The organism is Streptomyces sp. NBC_01549, from assembly GCF_026339955.1.
Lineage (GTDB): Bacteria > Actinomycetota > Actinomycetes > Streptomycetales > Streptomycetaceae > Streptomyces.
In genome coordinates, this window is the sequence record NZ_JAPEPW010000001.1 from 1,455,493 (window position 1) to 1,472,196 (window position 16,704).

13 protein-coding genes and 1 riboswitch are annotated in these 16,704 nt (G+C 69.1%); of the genes, 9 read left to right on the forward strand and 4 right to left on the reverse strand.

Translation table 11 applies throughout. The features are described 5' to 3' along the window. Window positions 1-398 precede the first annotated feature (398 nt). From OG819_RS06170 to OG819_RS06210, 9 genes are all read left to right on the forward strand, one after another. Complete coding sequence (locus tag OG819_RS06170) at window positions 399-1,163, forward strand: GntR family transcriptional regulator (RefSeq protein ID WP_054228140.1); 765 nt, start codon at window positions 399-401, stop codon at window positions 1,161-1,163. A gap of 214 nt (window positions 1,164-1,377) precedes the next feature. Then, window positions 1,378-1,641, forward strand: coding sequence for a DUF3311 domain-containing protein (locus OG819_RS06175; protein WP_266634657.1), 264 nt, complete (start codon window positions 1,378-1,380; stop codon window positions 1,639-1,641). Then, window positions 1,638-3,248, forward strand: a complete 1,611-nt coding sequence (mctP, locus tag OG819_RS06180) for a monocarboxylate uptake permease MctP (RefSeq protein ID WP_266648385.1) — start codon at window positions 1,638-1,640, stop codon at window positions 3,246-3,248. The genes OG819_RS06175 and mctP overlap by 4 nt, the downstream gene beginning before the upstream one ends. 272 nt (window positions 3,249-3,520) lie before the next feature. Continuing rightward, entirely contained in the window at window positions 3,521-4,027 is a 507-nt protein-coding gene (locus tag OG819_RS06185; RefSeq protein ID WP_266648387.1) for a GNAT family N-acetyltransferase, read from the forward strand. A gap of 17 nt (window positions 4,028-4,044) precedes the next feature. Further along, window positions 4,045-4,219, forward strand: a riboswitch (cobalamin riboswitch). A gap of 119 nt (window positions 4,220-4,338) precedes the next feature. Continuing rightward, window positions 4,339-6,738, forward strand: a complete 2,400-nt coding sequence (locus tag OG819_RS06190; RefSeq protein WP_266648388.1) for a ribonucleoside-diphosphate reductase subunit alpha — start codon at window positions 4,339-4,341, stop codon at window positions 6,736-6,738. Beyond that, on the forward strand, window positions 6,738-7,751 hold the full coding sequence (locus OG819_RS06195) for a ribonucleotide-diphosphate reductase subunit beta (RefSeq protein ID WP_266585693.1): 1,014 nt from the start codon (window positions 6,738-6,740) through the stop codon (window positions 7,749-7,751). Before OG819_RS06190 ends, OG819_RS06195 begins: the two co-directional genes overlap by 1 nt. Before the next feature lie 411 nt (window positions 7,752-8,162). Beyond that, complete coding sequence (locus tag OG819_RS06200; protein ID WP_266648389.1) at window positions 8,163-10,244, forward strand: putative Ig domain-containing protein; 2,082 nt, start codon at window positions 8,163-8,165, stop codon at window positions 10,242-10,244. 99 nt (window positions 10,245-10,343) lie between these two features. Continuing rightward, the gene (locus OG819_RS06205) at window positions 10,344-10,802 is read left to right on the forward strand and encodes a hypothetical protein (RefSeq protein WP_266648390.1); all 459 of its coding nucleotides are present in this window, start codon (window positions 10,344-10,346) and stop codon (window positions 10,800-10,802) included. Window positions 10,803-11,019: 217 nt separating this feature from the next. Continuing rightward, window positions 11,020-11,982, forward strand: a complete 963-nt coding sequence (locus OG819_RS06210; RefSeq protein WP_266628443.1) for a GlxA family transcriptional regulator — start codon at window positions 11,020-11,022, stop codon at window positions 11,980-11,982. 47 nt (window positions 11,983-12,029) lie between these two features. Here OG819_RS06210 and OG819_RS06215 read toward each other — a convergent pair whose 3' ends face one another. From OG819_RS06215 to OG819_RS06230, 4 genes are all read right to left on the reverse strand, one after another. After that, window positions 12,030-13,400 (reverse strand): cytochrome P450, encoded by a 1,371-nt coding sequence (locus OG819_RS06215; RefSeq protein WP_266628441.1) that lies wholly within the window; start codon window positions 13,398-13,400, stop codon window positions 12,030-12,032. Continuing rightward, complete coding sequence (cyc1, locus tag OG819_RS06220) at window positions 13,397-14,482, reverse strand: epi-isozizaene synthase (RefSeq protein WP_266652589.1); 1,086 nt, start codon at window positions 14,480-14,482, stop codon at window positions 13,397-13,399. The genes OG819_RS06215 and cyc1 overlap by 4 nt, the downstream gene beginning before the upstream one ends. A 334-nt stretch (window positions 14,483-14,816) precedes the next feature. Next, a complete protein-coding gene (gene def / locus OG819_RS06225; RefSeq protein ID WP_266628439.1) occupies window positions 14,817-15,470 on the reverse strand; it encodes a peptide deformylase in 654 nt (217 codons plus the stop codon). Window positions 15,471-15,616: 146 nt separating this feature from the next. Further along, the gene (locus OG819_RS06230) at window positions 15,617-16,597 is read right to left on the reverse strand and encodes a hypothetical protein (protein ID WP_266648391.1); all 981 of its coding nucleotides are present in this window, start codon (window positions 16,595-16,597) and stop codon (window positions 15,617-15,619) included. Between the last annotated feature and the right edge of the window lie 107 nt (window positions 16,598-16,704).

The following is a 16,704-nucleotide window of genomic DNA, read 5'->3' on the forward strand; positions in this document are numbered from 1 at the left end:
CCCCCCTGCCCACCGCGGTGACACATGCCGAAGCGCTGCCGAGTACTGCCCGTGGGACTGGGACTGGACCAATGGTGTAGACCAGTACGGGGAGCTTGGCCTAGACCTAGAGGGGTGTCAAGGGTGTGTAAGCCCGACTGGTCGTCCGTTATGGGACCTACATATGCAAGGACCTTTAAGTAGGTAAGTGACATAAAAGCCGGGACCGTTCACCGGCCTCGCACGCCGCCCGGCCGCCCGAGTCCACGCTATGGACTAGACCAACAGGTGCGCCGACGGTATATAGAGGGGATCACGGAGCGTGCGGGGGGACACTCGCATACGAAGCCGTGCCACGATGTGAGCCGTGACCGGCGGAATGTCGGTCGCTTCGGCACCCGGAGCCGGGAAGGCAGAGCATGAGCACCGACGTCAGCAGTGCGGAGAACGAGGGTGGGGCCCCCATCCGTACCGCGCGCGTGCCCAAGTACTACCGCCTCAAGAAGCACCTGCTGGACATGACGGAGACACTGCCGCCCGGCACGCCGGTACCGCCCGAGCGCACTCTCGCCGCCGAGTTCGACACCTCGCGCACGACCGTGCGCCAGGCCCTCCAGGAACTCGTCGTCGAGGGCCGCCTCGAACGCATCCAGGGCAAGGGCACGTTCGTCGCGAAGCCCAAGGTCTCCCAGGCGCTTCAGCTCACCTCGTACACCGAGGACATGCGCGCCCAGGGTCTTGAACCCACCTCGCAGCTCCTGGACATCGGCTACATCACCGCCGACGACACCCTCGCCGAGCTGCTCGACATCTCGGCCGGCGGCCGGGTGCTGCGCATCGAGCGCCTGCGCCTCGCGAGCGGCGAGCCGATGGCCATCGAGACGACCCACCTCTCCGCGAAGCGCTTCCCAGCCCTGCGCCGCAGCCTGGTGAAGTACACGTCCCTCTACACCGCGCTCGCCGAGGTGTACGACGTCCATCTCGCCGAGGCCGAGGAGACCATCGAGACCTCGCTGGCCACCCCGCGCGAGGCCGGCCTGCTCGGCACCGACGTCGGTCTGCCCATGCTGATGCTCTCCCGGCACTCGCTGGACCGGCAGGGCGAGCCGGTGGAGTGGGTGCGGTCGGTGTACCGGGGCGACCGGTACAAGTTCGTGGCGCGGCTCAAGCGCCCGCAGGAGTAGCGGGCCTCGGCACCCCGCGGGAGTGGCCCCTCCCGGGCGCCCCGCGGGAGTGGCGTGGCTCTCGGGCACCCCGGGAACAGGCCGCGGGGCGGCGCACCTGCCGCGTTGCCCGGACCGAGATACGGACGAGGGGTTCCGTTTGGCTGACACCGTCGCCTAGATTGCCTGCGCATTGCACGGGTGAACTGCGAAACGGAGCCGCCTCATGTCAGACGTGTCAGAAGCGCCGAAGACCGAACCGCCGGTGGTGACGCCGATCCGGGTGGTCATCGCCTTGTGCCTGATCGCCCCGTTCGTGGCGATGCTGTGGGTCGGGTCCTACGCCAAGGCCGACCCCACGTTCATCGGCATCCCGTTCTTCTACTGGTACCAGATGCTGTGGGTGCTCATCTCCACGGCGCTCACCGTGAGCGCGTACAAGCTGTGGCAGCGTGACCAGCGCGCCCGTGCTTCCCAGGGCGGGGGTGCGGCGAAGTGAAGGACGGCGTGAACGGCGTCGCGCTCGGCGTCTTCATCTTCTTCTTCCTGGCCGTCACGGTCATGGGCTTCCTGGCCGCGCGCTGGCGCAGGCCGGACAACGAGCACAGCCTCGACGAATGGGGCCTGGGCGGACGTTCGTTCGGCACCTGGGTCACCTGGTTCCTGCTCGGCGGCGACCTCTACACGGCGTACACCTTCGTCGCCGTACCGGCGGCGATCTACGCGGCGGGCGCGGCCGGTTTCTTCGCCGTTCCGTACACGATCCTCGTCTACCCGCTGATCTTCACGTTCCTGCCCCGCCTGTGGTCGGTCTCCCACAAGCACGGCTACGTGACGACCTCGGACTTCGTGCGCGGCCGCTTCGGTTCGAAGGGCCTGTCCCTCGCCGTGGCCGTGACCGGCATCCTCGCCACCATGCCGTACATCGCGCTCCAGCTGGTCGGCATCCAGGCCGTCCTGGACGTGATGGGCGTGGGCGGCGGCGAGAACACGAACTGGTTCGTGAAGGACCTACCGCTCCTCATCGCGTTCGGTGTGCTGGCCGCGTACACCTACTCCTCGGGGCTGCGGGCCCCCGCCCTGATCGCGTTCGTGAAGGACACCCTGATCTACATAGTGATCGCGGTGGCCATCATCTACATCCCGATCAAGCTGGGCGGGTTCGACGAGATATTCAAGGCCGCGGGCGACAAGTACACGGCGGCGGGGGCCGGCGGGCTCGTGCCCGCCCAGGCGGGCCAGTGGACGTACGCCACCCTCGCGCTCGGCTCGGCGCTCGCGCTGTTCATGTACCCGCACTCGATCACTGCGACGCTCTCCAGCCGCAGTCGTGAGGTGATCCGCCGCAACACCACGATCCTTCCTCTCTACTCCCTGATGCTGGGCCTGCTGGCCCTGCTCGGGTTCATGGCCATCGCGGCCGGGGTCAAGGTCACCAACGGCCAGCTCGCCATCCCCCAGCTCTTCGAGAACATGTTCCCGGACTGGTTCGCGGGGGTGGCCTTCGCGGCGATCGGTATCGGGGCGCTCGTTCCGGCGGCCATCATGTCCATCGCGGCCGCGAACCTCTTCACCCGCAACATCTACAAGGACTTCATCAAGCCGGACGCGACCCCGGAGCATGAGACCAGGGTTTCGAAACTGGTCTCGCTCCTGGTGAAGGTGGGCGCGCTGGTCTTCGTCCTGACGATGGACAAGACGGTCGCGATCAACTTCCAGCTCCTGGGCGGCATCTGGATCCTTCAGACCTTCCCTGCGCTGGTCGGCGGCCTGTTCACCCGGTGGTTCCACCGCTGGGCGCTGCTCGGGGGCTGGGCCGTGGGCATGCTGTACGGCACGCTCGCCGCGTACGGGGTCGCCTCTCCCACCCAGAAGCACTTCGGCGGCAGTTCCAAGGAGATCCCGGGCATCGGGGAGATCGGCTACATCGGTCTGACGGCCTTCGTCCTGAACGTCGTGGTCACCGTCGTCCTCACCTTCGCCCTCCGCGCCTTCAAGGCGCCCGACGGCATCGACGAGACGTCTCCGGAGGACTACACGGCGGACGCGGGCGACCCGGGCGTCGAGGCGGAGCTTCCCCCGGCCACGGCCGGCTCCGCCCACTGAGCCCGGGGGCTCCGCCCCCAGGTCTCCGAGTGCGTGTGTTGGCTGCGGGTGGGTGGGGCTGGTCGCGCAGTTCCCCGCGCCCCTAAAAGCCTGGGGCGCCGGGGCGCAGCCCCGTGCCCCAGGGGCGCGGGGCTGTGTATATATGCGGCTCCGCCGCGGGGCGCGCCAAGCCCCCACCCGCCCGCAGCCGAAGAACCACGCGAACAACCCCCACGGGCCGTCGGACGAAAATCCGGCGGCCCGTTCCCGCGCCCTGTTGCACACTCACCGGCATGGACATCCGCATCAGACACGCCCGCCCCCACGAATACGCCCGCATCGGCGAGATCACCGCGCAGGCCTACCTCGGCGACGGTCTGCTCGACTTCGGGGAGAGCGACGAGTACCTCGGCGAGTTGCGGGACGTGGCGAAGCGGGCCGCCGCCGCGGAAGTCCTCGTCGCCGTGGACCACGGCCACATCCTCGGCGCCGTGACCTTCGTACCGCACGGCGGCCCCATGGCCGACATAGCCCACCCCGGCGAAGCCGAGATCCGTATGCTCGCCGTCGCACGTGAGTCCCGCGGCCGAGGCGCCGGCGAGACCCTCGTGCGCGCCTGCGTCGACCACGCACGCGCCACCGCCGGCTGCGTACGCGTCGTGCTCTCCACCCAGCGCACCATGCACGCCGCCCACCGCATCTACGAACGCCTCGGCTTCACCCGCACCCCCGACCGCGACTGGAACCCGGTCCCCGACCTCGACGACATCACTCTCCTCACCTATGAGTTGACACTCTGACACCAGCGCGACACAACATGTGGGGGTGTCATCGCGGCCCGGCACAAGATGTATGCTCATGCTCGCTGTCGCCGCAGGGGAATCCGGTGCGAATCCGGAACTGTCCCGCAACGGTGTACTTGTACGTGTTCGCGCATCCGCGCCCACGCACTCGCGTCAGTCCGAGGACCTGCCGACAGCGCGCCCGGCCATCCGGCCCGGGTGCATGACGTCCGGGCCTCGCGGAATGGGCCGGTGGACGCGACGCCGCGTGCGCTCGTGAGCTGCCCTGCCCTCCGCCAGGCCCCGTGCCGAGCGAGGGAGAGCCCCAAGTGACCATCGCGCCAGCCGACCCGGCTTCAGCTACCGCTTTCGAACAGCAGGAGCGGAAGCACGTCCCGGTGGAGACGGACGGTCCCGGTACCACGCTGCTGCGTACCCTGACCGACCTCACCGCCGACCTCCCCGACGCCGACCCCGGCCGGGTCGCCGCCGCCACGCTGCGCGGCCGGTCCGCGCGCGCGGACGACACGGAGCTGCGCGAGCTGGCCACCGAGGCGGCCGCGGGCCTCATCTCGGAGGACCCCGTCTACTCCCGGCTGGCGGCGAGGCTGCTGACGATCAGCATCGCGGCGGAGGCCGCCTCGCAGGGCGTCACGTCCTTCTCCGAGTCGATCGCCACCGGCCACCGCGAGGGCCTGATCGCCGACCGCACGGCGGAGTTCGTCCAGTTGCACACGGCCCGGCTGGACGCCCTGATCGACACCGCCGGCGACGACCGCTTCGGCTACTTCGGCCTGCGGACCCTGCACAGCCGCTATCTGCTCCGGCACCCGATCACCCGCAAGGTCATCGAGACGCCCCAGCACTTCATGCTGCGCGTGGCGTCGGGCCTGGCCGAGGACGACACGCACCGGGCCCTGGACGAGGTCGCGGCGCTCTACGGGCTCATGAGCCGCCTCGACTACCTCCCCTCCTCCCCCACGCTGTTCAACTCCGGTACGCGGCACCCGCAGATGTCGTCCTGCTACCTGCTCGACTCCCCGCTGGACGAACTGGACTCCATCTACGACCGCTACCACCAGGTGGCCCGCCTCTCGAAGCACGCGGGCGGCATCGGTCTTTCGTACTCCCGGATCCGTTCGCGCGGTTCGCTGATCCGCGGTACGAACGGGCACTCCAACGGGATCGTCCCGTTCCTGAAGACCCTTGACGCCTCGGTCGCCGCGGTGAACCAGGGCGGCCGGCGCAAGGGCGCGGCCGCGGTCTACCTGGAGACCTGGCACTCCGACATCGAGGAGTTCCTCGAGCTGCGCGACAACACCGGTGAGGATGCCCGCCGTACGCACAACCTGAACCTCGCGCACTGGATCCCGGACGAGTTCATGCGCCGGGTCGACACCGACGGGCAGTGGTCCCTCTTCTCCCCCTCCGACGTGCCCGAGCTGGTCGACCTGTGGGGCGACGAGTTCGACGCGGCGTACCGCAGGGCGGAGGCGGAGGGCCTGGCCAAGAAGACCATCCCGGCCCGTGACCTCTACGGCCGCATGATGCGCACCCTCGCGCAGACCGGCAACGGCTGGATGACCTTCAAGGACGCCGCCAACCGCACCGCCAACCAGACGGCGGAGCCGGGCCACACCGTTCACTCCTCGAACCTCTGTACCGAGATCCTGGAGGTCACGGACGACGGGGAGACGGCGGTCTGCAACCTCGGCTCGGTCAACCTCGGCGCCTTCGTGGTCGACGGGGACATCGACTGGGAGCGGCTGGACGAGACGGTCCGTACCGCCGTCACCTTCCTCGACCGTGTCGTCGACATCAACTTCTACCCGACCGAGCAGGCCGGACGGTCGAACGCGAAGTGGCGGCCCGTCGGCCTCGGCGCGATGGGCCTGCAGGACGTCTTCTTCAAGCTGCGCGTCCCCTTCGACTCCCCGCAGGCCAAGGCCCTCTCCACCCGGATCGCCGAGCGGATCATGCTCGCCGCGTACGAGGCCTCGGCCGACCTCGCGGAGCGCAGCGGCCCGCTCCCGGCCTGGGAGAAGACCCGTACGGCCCGTGGCGTCCTGCACCCCGACCACTACGGCGTGGAGCTGACCTGGCCGGAGCGCTGGGCGGCCCTGCGGGAACGTATCGCCGCGGTCGGCATGCGCAACTCCCTCCTCCTCGCCATCGCCCCCACCGCCACCATCGCGTCCATCGCGGGCGTGTACGAGTGCATCGAGCCGCAGGTGTCCAACCTGTTCAAGCGCGAGACGCTCTCCGGTGAGTTCCTCCAGGTCAACTCCTACCTGGTGGACGAGCTGAAGAAGCTCGGCGTGTGGGACGCGCAGACCCGGGAGGCGCTGCGCGAGTCCAACGGCTCGGTGCAGGGCTTCACCTGGGTGCCGCAGGACGTCCGCGACCTGTACCGCACCGCGTGGGAGATCCCGCAGCGCGGTCTGATCGACATGGCCGCCGCCCGTACCCCGTTCCTGGACCAGGCCCAGTCCCTGAACCTGTTCCTGGAGACGCCGACCATCGGCAAGCTCTCCTCGATGTACGCGTACGCCTGGAAGTCGGGCCTGAAGACGACGTACTACCTGCGCTCCCGCCCGGCGACCCGTATCGCCCGCGCCGCCCAGGCGCAGGCTCAGCCGGAGAAGATCATCCCCGTGCAGGCGATCCCCGACGAGGACGCCATCGCCTGCTCCCTTGAGAACCCCGAGTCCTGCGAGGCCTGCCAGTAATGAGCTCCACCGAAAAGAACCTGCTCGACCCGGGCTTCGAACTCACCCTCCGCCCCATGCGCTACCCGGACTTCTACGAGCGCTACCGGGACGCCATCAAGAACACCTGGACCGTGGAGGAGGTCGACCTCCACTCGGACGTGGCCGACCTCGCGAAGCTCTCGCAGGGCGAGCAGCACATGATCGGCCGGCTGGTCGCGTTCTTCGCGACGGGCGACTCGATCGTGGCGAACAACCTCGTGCTGACCCTCTACAAGCACATCAACTCCCCCGAGGCGCGCCTGTATCTCTCCAGGCAGCTGTTCGAGGAAGCGGTCCACGTCCAGTTCTATCTGACCCTGCTGGACACCTACCTCCCCGACCCGCAGGACCGCGCCGCCGCCTTCGACGCCGTCGAGAACATCCCCTCGATCCGGGAGAAGGCCGAGTTCTGCTTCAAGTGGATGGACTCGGTGGAGAAGCTGGACCGCCTGGAGACCAAGGCGGACCGGCGTCGCTTCCTGCTCAACCTCATCTGCTTCGCCGCGTGCATCGAGGGCCTGTTCTTCTACGGCGCCTTCGCGTACGTCTACTGGTTCCGCAGCCGGGGTCTGCTGCACGGTCTCGCCACCGGCACCAACTGGGTGTTCCGCGACGAGACGATGCACATGTCCTTCGCCTTCGAGGTGGTGGACACCGTGCGCAAGGAGGAGCCGGAGCTCTTCGACGACCAGCTCCAGCAGCAGGTCACCGACATGCTGAGGGAGGCCGTCGAGGCCGAGCTGCAGTTCGGGCGCGACCTGTGCGGTGAGGGTCTGCCGGGCATGAACACCGAGTCGATGCGCCAGTACCTGGAGTGCGTGGCCGACCAGCGTCTCCAGCGGCTGGGCTTCGCCCCGGTGTACGGCTCCGAGAACCCCTTCTCCTTCATGGAGCTCCAGGGCGTCCAGGAGCTGACCAACTTCTTCGAGCGCCGCCCCTCGGCGTACCAGGTGGCGGTGGAGGGCTCGGTCGGCTTCGACGAGGACTTCTGACCGTACGAGGACTTCTGGCGGTACGAGAACTTCTCACCGTGCGGGGTCCTCTGACGGTACGACACCGGTGATGCCGGGCCGCGCGTGTGCGGCCCGGCATCACCGCGTCTCGTCCATGCGCGGTCCATGCACCGTCCATGGACCCCCTATGGAGCGGCAAAGTTCTTCGGGCGCGGCTATCCGCGCGTCATCGGGCCCGGCTAGGTTCTGGCCGTCCTGACATGTCACGTACAGCGGCACGACAGGGCGACTCCATTGGCATGCCCACGACATATCTGCACTTCTCTCACGCTACGCGCGTCACGGGCCTGCCAAGCAACGCCGAGAAGCCCCACTTCCGGCTGTGGAGCCGCGCGCGGCCCTACCCCGGTCCGCACGGCACCGGCCTCAAACCGATGGAGGCAGCACCCCATGCGTGAGACACCCCCCAGCAGGCCCGCCCGGCGACTGCGAAGACTTCTGACCGCCGCCGCGCCCGCCCTTGCCCTCACGGTCGCCGGACTCATGGCGGCCCCGGCCGCGAACGCGCAGCCGGCGCCGACCACCGCCAAGCCCTCCCGGGTCGCCCAGAACGCGAAGGCCCTGACCGCCCCGGCCGCGCAGGCCGTGCACTCCACGGGCAAGGCGGGCCAGAAGGTGCCGACCACACACCTGTGCGGCGCCCCGACGCCCGGTCACGCGTCCTGCTTCGCCGAGCGCCGCACCGACATCAAGCAGAAGCTGGCCGCCGCGATCTCCCCGAACGCCGCCGCCGCGGTGTCCGGCCTGAGCCCGGCCAACCTGCACAGCGCCTACAACCTGCCCTCCACCGGCGGCTCCGGCCTGACCGTCGCCGTGGTCGACGCGTACAACGACCCCAACGCGGAGTCGGACCTCGCGACCTACCGTTCGCAGTTCGGCCTGTCAGCCTGTACCAAGGCCAACGGCTGCTTCAAGCAGGTCAGCCAGACCGGCTCGACCACCTCCCTGCCGACCAACGACACCGGCTGGGCGGGCGAGGAAGCGCTCGACATCGACATGGTCAGCGCGGTCTGCCCGAACTGCAACATCGTCCTCGTCGAGGCCAACTCGGCCACCGACTCCGACCTCGGCACCGCCGAGAACGAGGCCGTCGCGCTCGGCGCCAAGTTCGTCTCCAACAGCTGGGGCGGCTCCGAGTCCTCCTCCCAGACCAGCGAGGACACCTCGTACTTCAAGCACCCGGGCGTCGCGATCACCGTCTCCTCCGGTGACGAGGCCTACGGCGCCGAGTACCCGGCCACGTCCCAGTACGTGACCGCCGTCGGCGGCACCGCGCTGAGCACCTCCTCCTCCACCCGCGGCTGGACCGAGTCCGTGTGGAAGACCAGCAGCACCGAGGGCACCGGCTCCGGCTGCTCCGCCTACGACGCGAAGCCGAGCTGGCAGACCGACACCGGCTGCTCCAAGCGCATGGAGGCCGACGTCTCCGCGGTCGCCGACCCCGCCACCGGCGTGGCCGTCTACGACACCTACGGCGGCTCCGGCTGGGCGGTCTACGGCGGTACGAGTGCCTCCTCGCCGATCATCGCGGGTGTGTACGCCCTCGCGGGCACCCCGGGCTCCAGCGACTACCCGGCGAAGTACCCGTACTCCCACACCTCGAACCTGTACGACGTGACCAGCGGCAACAACGGCTCCTGCTCCCCCTCGTACTTCTGCACCGCGGCCACCGGCTACGACGGCCCGACCGGCTGGGGCACCCCCAACGGCACCGCCGCCTTCACCTCGGGCACCAGCACCGGCAACACGGTGACCGTCACCAACCCGGGCAGCCAGTCCACCACCACCGGCGGCTCGGTCAGCCTGCAGATCTCGGCCAGCGACAGCGCGGGCGCGACCCTCACCTACAGCGCGAGCGGTCTGCCGACCGGTCTGTCGATCAGCAGCTCCACCGGCCTGATCTCCGGCACCGCGAGCACCGCGGGTACGTACAGCGTCACCGTCTCCGCCTCCGACAGCACGGGCGCCTCCGGCTCGGCCTCCTTCACCTGGACCGTCGGCTCCTCCGGCGGCGGCACCTGCACCTCGGCGCAGCTGCTCGGCAACCCGGGCTTCGAGTCGGGCAACACCACCTGGACCGCCAGCAGTGGCGTCATCACCAACTCCAGCAGTGAGGCCGCGCACGCCGGTTCCTACAAGGCGTGGATGGACGGCTACGGCTCGACGCACACCGACACGCTCTCCCAGTCGGTGACGATCCCGTCCGGCTGCAAGGCCAGCTTCACCTTCTACCTGCACATCGACACCGCGGAGACCACCACCAGCAGCCAGTACGACAAGCTGACGGTCACCGCCGGATCCACCACCCTGGCGACGTACTCGAACCTCAACGCCGCCTCCGGCTACGCGCAGAAGACCTTCGACCTGTCCTCGTTCGCCGGTACCACCGTCACCCTGAAGTTCAGCGGTGCCGAGGACTCCTCGCTCCAGACCAGCTTCGTCGTGGACGACACCGCCGTCACGACCAGCTGACCGGTGGGGCCCTGGCCGGCGTCGCGGCCAGGGCCCTGTGTCCCTGTGTGGATCCTGATGCGGGGGTGGCACGTCCAAGCGACAAGGAGGTGCCACCCCATGCGCCGTACGACCCACCATCGGATCCTCGCCCTCACGGCCCTGCCCCTGCTGCTCGCGGGCTGCGGCACACAGAGCGGCGGTGACGCGGGCGGCAGCGCCACCGTGCCGCCGTCCCCCACGACGAGCCACCAGGGCTGCGACACGGCACCCGCGGAGCTCGACGCCGCCGACACCGGACACACGTACTGCCTCACGGCCGGCGGCGTACTCCGCCTCACCCTGGACGGCACCGCCAGTCGGCCGTGGACCCCCGTCAAGGTCAGCGGCACCGGGCTAGAGGCCACCAACAGCGGCGTCGTCCTTCAGGCGGGCGACGCGAGCTCCGCCTTCAAGGCGGTCTCGGCGGGAACCGTCCACCTCACCTCGTCCCGGCCGCTCTGCGCGACCGCCCCGGGCAAGGTGTCGTGCAAGGGCATTCAGGAGTGGACGGTCACGGTGCTGGTCACGAAGGCCTAGCTGACGATCGATGCGCCGCTCGTGGGCCGCGCCGATCAGCGCGGGCAGGGCCAGGACCACGAAGATCGCGAGGACGGTCAGGATTCCGGCGGAGGTGTCCGAGTTGTCGATGAGCATCTTCATGAACACCACTGTCGTACCGCTCGCTCCTCACCGTCAGTGGCAGGACTGCCGTAGACCCTCGAATTCCTGCCAGTGACGAGGCACACTGGCCGACATGCTGAAAAACGTGGCCGCGGTCCTCCTCGACGGTGTGCACCCCTTCGAACTCGGCGTCGTCTGCGAGGTGTTCGGCATCGACCGCAGCGACGACGGCCTGCCCGTCTACGACTTCGCGGTCGCCTCCGCCGAGGGCCCGACCCTGAGCACCCACGCGGGGTTCTCGCTGACCACGGAGCACGGCCTGGAGCGGCTGGAGAGCGCCGACCTCATCACTCTGCCCGCCGGGAACTCCTATGTGTCCCGGTCCTATCCACCCGAACTGCTCGACGCCCTGCGCCGCGCCACGGCCCGCGGCACCCGGGTGCTCAGCGTCTGCTCCGGCGTCTTCGTGCTCGGCGCGGCCGGACTCCTCGACGGACGGCGCTGCGCCGTGCACTGGCACCACGCTCAGGAGCTCGCACGGCAGTACCCGAAGGCGATCGTCGAACCGGACGTGCTGTACGTGGACGAGGACCCGGTGATCACCTCCGCCGGCACCGCCGCCGGAATCGACGCCTGTCTGCACATCGTCCGCAAGGAACAGGGCCCCGAGGTCGCCAACGCCATCGCCCGCCGCATGGTGGTGCCCCCGCACCGGGACGGCGGGCAGGCCCAGTACATCGAGCGCCCGCTGCCCCGCTCCACCTGCGACACGGTCGGCGAGGTGCTGGTGTGGATGGAGCGCCACCTCGACCGGGAGGTGACCGTCGAACAGCTCGCGGCCCGCGCCCACATGTCCCCGCGCACCTTCGCACGCCGCTTCCAGCAGGAGACCGGCACCACCCCGTACCGCTGGATGCTGCGCCAAAGGGTGCTGCTGGCACAGGAGTTGCTGGAGGCGTCGGACGAGACGATGGACGCGATCGCGGGCCGCACCGGGTTCGGCACCGCGGCCGCGCTGCGCCACCAGTTCGTCCGGAGCCTGGGGACGACCCCGCAGGCGTACCGGCGCACGTTCAGGGGCCCGCGGGCTGCCTGAACGCGCACCGCTACGGACACGGGGTCACCCCGGACGACGCCGCGCGGTCACCGCGGCAGGGCCCTCAGTAACAGCCGGTACGGACGCAGGGTGATGCCGACGCGGGTCGCGTCATTGGACTCGGAGACCTGCTCGAACCGCCACCGGGACGCCACCGTCGCCGTGATCAGGCTCAGCTGCGCCATAGAGAAGTGGTCGCTCGGGCACTTCCGGTTGCCCACACTGAAGGGGCTCATGGCGTACTTCGGGACGTCCTTGGCCCGTTCCGGAAGCCAGCGGTCGGGGTCGAAATCCAGATGCCCGTCGTACGAACGCGGATCGCGCTGGATGGCGAACGGGCTGTAGACGATGTCGGCACCGGCCGGAATCCGATAGCCGCCGAGTTCGGTTTCGGTCACCGCCCGCCGGGTCAAAATCCATACGGCGGGACGCAGCCGCATCGACTCGACGACGACATTGTTGGTGTACGACAGCTTCCGGACGTCGTCGAATGCGACGGGTCGGTCCCCGACGACGGATTCGACCTCCTCGGCCACCCGTGCGGCGTGTTCCGGGTGTTCGGTGAGGACTTGCAGCAGCCACATGATCGTGGACGCCACGGTTTCGCTGCCGGGCGTGAGTATCGCTACGACTTGGTCGTGGATCTCCTGTTCGCCGATCGGCTCGCCGTTCTCGCCCTTCGCTTCCAGCAATGCCGTCAGCAAATCGTCCGGCTTTTGACCGGATGCGCGGCGCTCGGCGATGATCTCGTCGACGAGGAGATGTAAATCGGCCAGTGCCCGGTCGAATTTGCGGTTGGCCGGAAGCGGCAGCCGATAGAGCGGGCCCGCCGGGATCACCATGCGCCGGTACATGCCGCGGAACACGGTGGCGAGCGCGATGCTCAGCCGCTCGGCGCGCTCGTCCATGAACTCGCCGCGCAGCAGACAGCGCGCCGCGATGCGTACGGCGACACGGAACGACTCCGAGGTGCAGTCGACCGGCTCGCCCGACCCCATGCGCTCGGCGAGTGCCCGCGCCTCCTCCTCCATGACGGGTCCGTACTCGGGGATGATGTCGAGCCGGAACGCGGGCTGGATGGTGCGGCGTTGCCGGCGGTGCCTGGGCCCGTTCGCGGTGGCGACGCCCTCCTTGCCGAGCAGGCCTTCCAGGGACTCCCAGAGGGGTCCGTCGATCTTGAAGTCGGTGCTGAGCGCCATCGCTCCGGTGAGGGCCGGCGAGGTGAGCGCGTACACCGTCTTGGGGCCCAGCTTGAGCCGTACGACGTCGCCGTGGTCCCGGAGCCGGGCGAGGAAGCCCAGCGGGTCGCGGACCAGTTTCCAGCCGTGACCCAGGACCGGCAGGCCGCCCCCGGCGAGGGGCGGGGCGGGCAGCTGCGGTGCCGCGGGTTGCGCGGGCTTCACGGACTCGACGGTCATGACTCACCTGCCGCTTCGTTGTTGACGTACGGGGGTGTGGAGCGGTCGTCCCAGCTGTCGACGGTGTACCGGCCGGACTCGTGGTGGAACCAGTACACGGAGCTGAACCAGTTCCGCATATTGCCGAGGCACGCTTTCACGGCGACGCTCAATTCCTTGCCGTGCACGGTGCCGTCCGCGAGGATGTCGGCGAACCGGTTGAGGTCCTCTTCCGCGTCGAGGAATTCGGTGATGCATTCATCGACCCGCCGCCGGACTTCCTTGACCGCTTCTTCGAGCGTCAGCCCCTCGTGATGAATGAGGCTGATTCCGAGATTGTGGACCTCGTCGCCCGCTATTTCTTTCGGGAGCGAACACAGGTCGTTGTACCAGGCGGCGAATTCCTGACTCAGCAGGGCTGCCCGCCGATATGCGAAATGGTTCCGCACGGCGGTGGGAAGTTCACAGCCCGCACTCGGCTCCAGGAGGTCGGTCCAGATCCAGTGCGCGAAGGTGAGTCGCCGCAGTTCGAGATATTCGTCGACCGTGGGCACGATGCCGCCGGTACGGTTCCTGAATTCCCGGTCGTACGCCTCGATCACGGCGTGGAAGTGCCGGGCGAAGCGCGCGTTCCACTTCTTGGTCAGGAACGAGTACAACCGCACCATGCTGTCCGCGAACCCCGCGACCAGGGGATCCTGGTGGTGCAGGTGCTCCCTCGGGGAGTCGAGAGCCGCATGCAGCCGGAGCCTGAGCCTGAGCCAGGCGGCGGGCCGACCGTGGATGACATCGCGGTCGTGCCGGTCGTCCCAGACGAAGAACCACGCGCTGTAGTCAGCTATCGCCTGTATGACCTCGTCGGGGGCGCCAATGTAGTAGCCCGCCATGAGGTCCGTATAGCAAAGGCCGTCGGCATATTCCTCCACCTTGCCCGCCGACATGAGCCGTTTTTCCCTCAGCCACGAACGTGTGTTCTGCTGAAGCCTCGGCCAATACGGGTGCAGTTGACGGGGAAACGCGGACTCGATCACCGGGAGAGAGAGCGCCGGTGGAACCGCGACCACGGTCGGTGTCGATGAAGTGCCGTGTGAGAATGCATGCACGAACAAACCCCTCTCAGCCGCCAGTTGACGCCGCGCCCCTCCCGCTGTGCCGGGCGTGCGCCGTTGCGTATCCCCGCACATCCCATTCAGCACCACAACTGACCGTTCTGGGAACGGATTTGCTTCACTCGCTACCCCACAGTGCTGAGAATCTCCCCTTGCGTGACTGAATATGGATCACTAGAGGAGCACAAGGGATCGAACGTGCGACGCACATGCGAACGGCGCCTTGTCGGGGACTTCCCCTGACAAGGCGCCGCTCGGGCGGGCCCGCGCGTGCGCGCGAGCCCCAACTGTCCTGCTGTGACTCAGCCGTTGATGCCGGTCGAGCCGCTCACTGGTCGTTCGCGACGATCGGGTAGCGGGGCTCGTTCTCGGCCATCTGCCGCAGGGCGTCCTTGCGCTCGCGCTTGGAGAGCCGGTCGATGTACAGGTAGCCGTACAGGTGGTCGGTCTCGTGCTGGAGGCAGCGCGCGAAGTAGCCGGTGCCGCGCACCTTGACCGGGTTGCCCTTCTCGTCCTGCCCGGTGACCTCGGCGTAGTCGGGGCGGGCCAGCGGCGCGTACGCGGTCGGCACGGAGAGGCAGCCCTCGTTGCTGTCGTCCAGGCGGCGCTGCTCGGCGGGCAGCTCGACGAGCACGGGGTTGCAGACCACACCGACGTGCCGCTTGCCCTCGTCGTCCTGGCAGTCGTAGACGAAGACCTTCAGGTCGACGCCGATCTGGTTGGCGGCCAGGCCCACGCCCTCGGCAGTGCGCTGGCTGGCGAACATGTCGGCGACCAGCTGGTCGAGCTCGGGCCCGAACTCGGTGACGTCCTTGCACTCCTTGTGCAGCACCGGGTTGCCGACGACCGTGATCGGCCGCGAGGTACCGCGCTCGCGGTAGGCCGCCTCGCGCTCCTCACCGCCCTCGGTGTCGATGACGAAGCCGTCGTCGTCCACGGGGAGCACCCCGGTGTGCTGCTGATCGGTGTCCTGCTGCGCCATGACCGACGTACGCCTTCCTCAAAACAGGGGTGTGATGCTGATACAGGGTACGGGGGACGCGCCCCTTTAGGGACGCGAGGCTGTGGCGATACGCGGCTCCGCCGGGTGGGCGCGACCAGCCACGACGAGCCGGCGGGGGCAGAGCGTCAGCACACCTCTTCGAGATCCCGCCAGTCCCGGGAGTCGGGGCTGTCCGCGACCCACCCGTCCAGCAACCCCCTGACCAGCGCGGCCGGCGCAGCGAGACCGCACTCCCGCTCGGGCACCCACAGCTGCCCGTCGGTGCGGTGACCGAGCGGTCCGGGATGCCCGGGCTCGCTGTGGTCGTGCGGATCGAGGTGCTCACCGTCGCCCTCGTCGGAGGGCATCCGTGACTCGGAACACATCCGGCACAGCAGCCGCACGGACGAGGACCAGTCCTCCGCGGCGAAGCCGGCTTCGGCCGCGAGCTGCTCCAGGGCGTCCCGGTCGTCCTCGGTGGCGGCCTCCAGGAGGACCACCCAGGTGGGCACCGGGGAGGGCGCCCACAGTTCGATCTCGTCGAAGACGGGATAGGCGTGCCCGGCGGCGGTCGTCCGCTCACCGTGCGGGACACCGTCGTGCAGGACGACCTCGCCCCAGCGCCGCCCTGAGGACGGCAGCGGAATGGACAGGACCTCCACCCGGGCCGGATCGAGCCTGCGCCCCCACACGACCTCGGCCTCACCCTCCGGCGACAGCCGTACGGCCGCACTGCCGAGGTCCATGCCCATCGGCTCCCCGGACACCGCCGCCCCGCCGGGCACCCGCAGCCCGTACGCCTGCCAGGCGCGGCGGGCCAGCGGCCAGTCCTGGAGCGCGGTGGCGGCGATCCCGACGTTCCACCAGTCGGGGGCACCCGCCTCCCGCTCGAGGAGTGCGACGGCCCTGAGGCCCGCGGCCCGTGCCTGCTCCCAGTCGTGCCGGAACTTGTGCAGCAGGGCCAGGTTGAACCAGGACTCGGACAGCCAGGGCTCCAGATCCGCGGCGCGCGTCAGCAGCGCTCCCGCGTCCTCGTACCGGCCGTCGCCGATCAGCGTGAACGCGCGATCGGTGGCCTGCCGCCATGAGGCGGAGGGCCGGTGCCGTCCCTTGCCGAAGATCCTCACGATTCCCGCCTGCCAGTTCCTTGCGTTTCCCGCCTGCCGGTCCCTTGAAGAGTTTCCTGAAGACAGCGCAGCCCCGGGCTGGCCCGTGCCCCCGAACACCCTCTTCC

Bases quoted from the DNA above. Each gene is read 5' to 3' on its own strand.
- def (WP_266628439.1), bottom strand. From the start codon at position 15,470: ATGGCGCAGCAGGACACCGATCAGCAGCACACCGGGGTGCTCCCCGTG.
- OG819_RS06195 (WP_266585693.1), top strand. From the start codon at position 6,738: ATGAGCTCCACCGAAAAGAACCTGCTCGACCCGGGCTTCGAACTCACC.
- OG819_RS06210 (WP_266628443.1), top strand. From the start codon at position 11,020: ATGCTGAAAAACGTGGCCGCGGTCCTCCTCGACGGTGTGCACCCCTTC.
- OG819_RS06215 (WP_266628441.1), bottom strand. From the start codon at position 13,400: ATGACCGTCGAGTCCGTGAAGCCCGCGCAACCCGCGGCACCGCAGCTG.
- OG819_RS06185 (WP_266648387.1), top strand. From the start codon at position 3,521: ATGGACATCCGCATCAGACACGCCCGCCCCCACGAATACGCCCGCATC.
- OG819_RS06170 (WP_054228140.1), top strand. From the start codon at position 399: ATGAGCACCGACGTCAGCAGTGCGGAGAACGAGGGTGGGGCCCCCATC.
- OG819_RS06200 (WP_266648389.1), top strand. From the start codon at position 8,163: ATGCGTGAGACACCCCCCAGCAGGCCCGCCCGGCGACTGCGAAGACTT.
- OG819_RS06205 (WP_266648390.1), top strand. From the start codon at position 10,344: ATGCGCCGTACGACCCACCATCGGATCCTCGCCCTCACGGCCCTGCCC.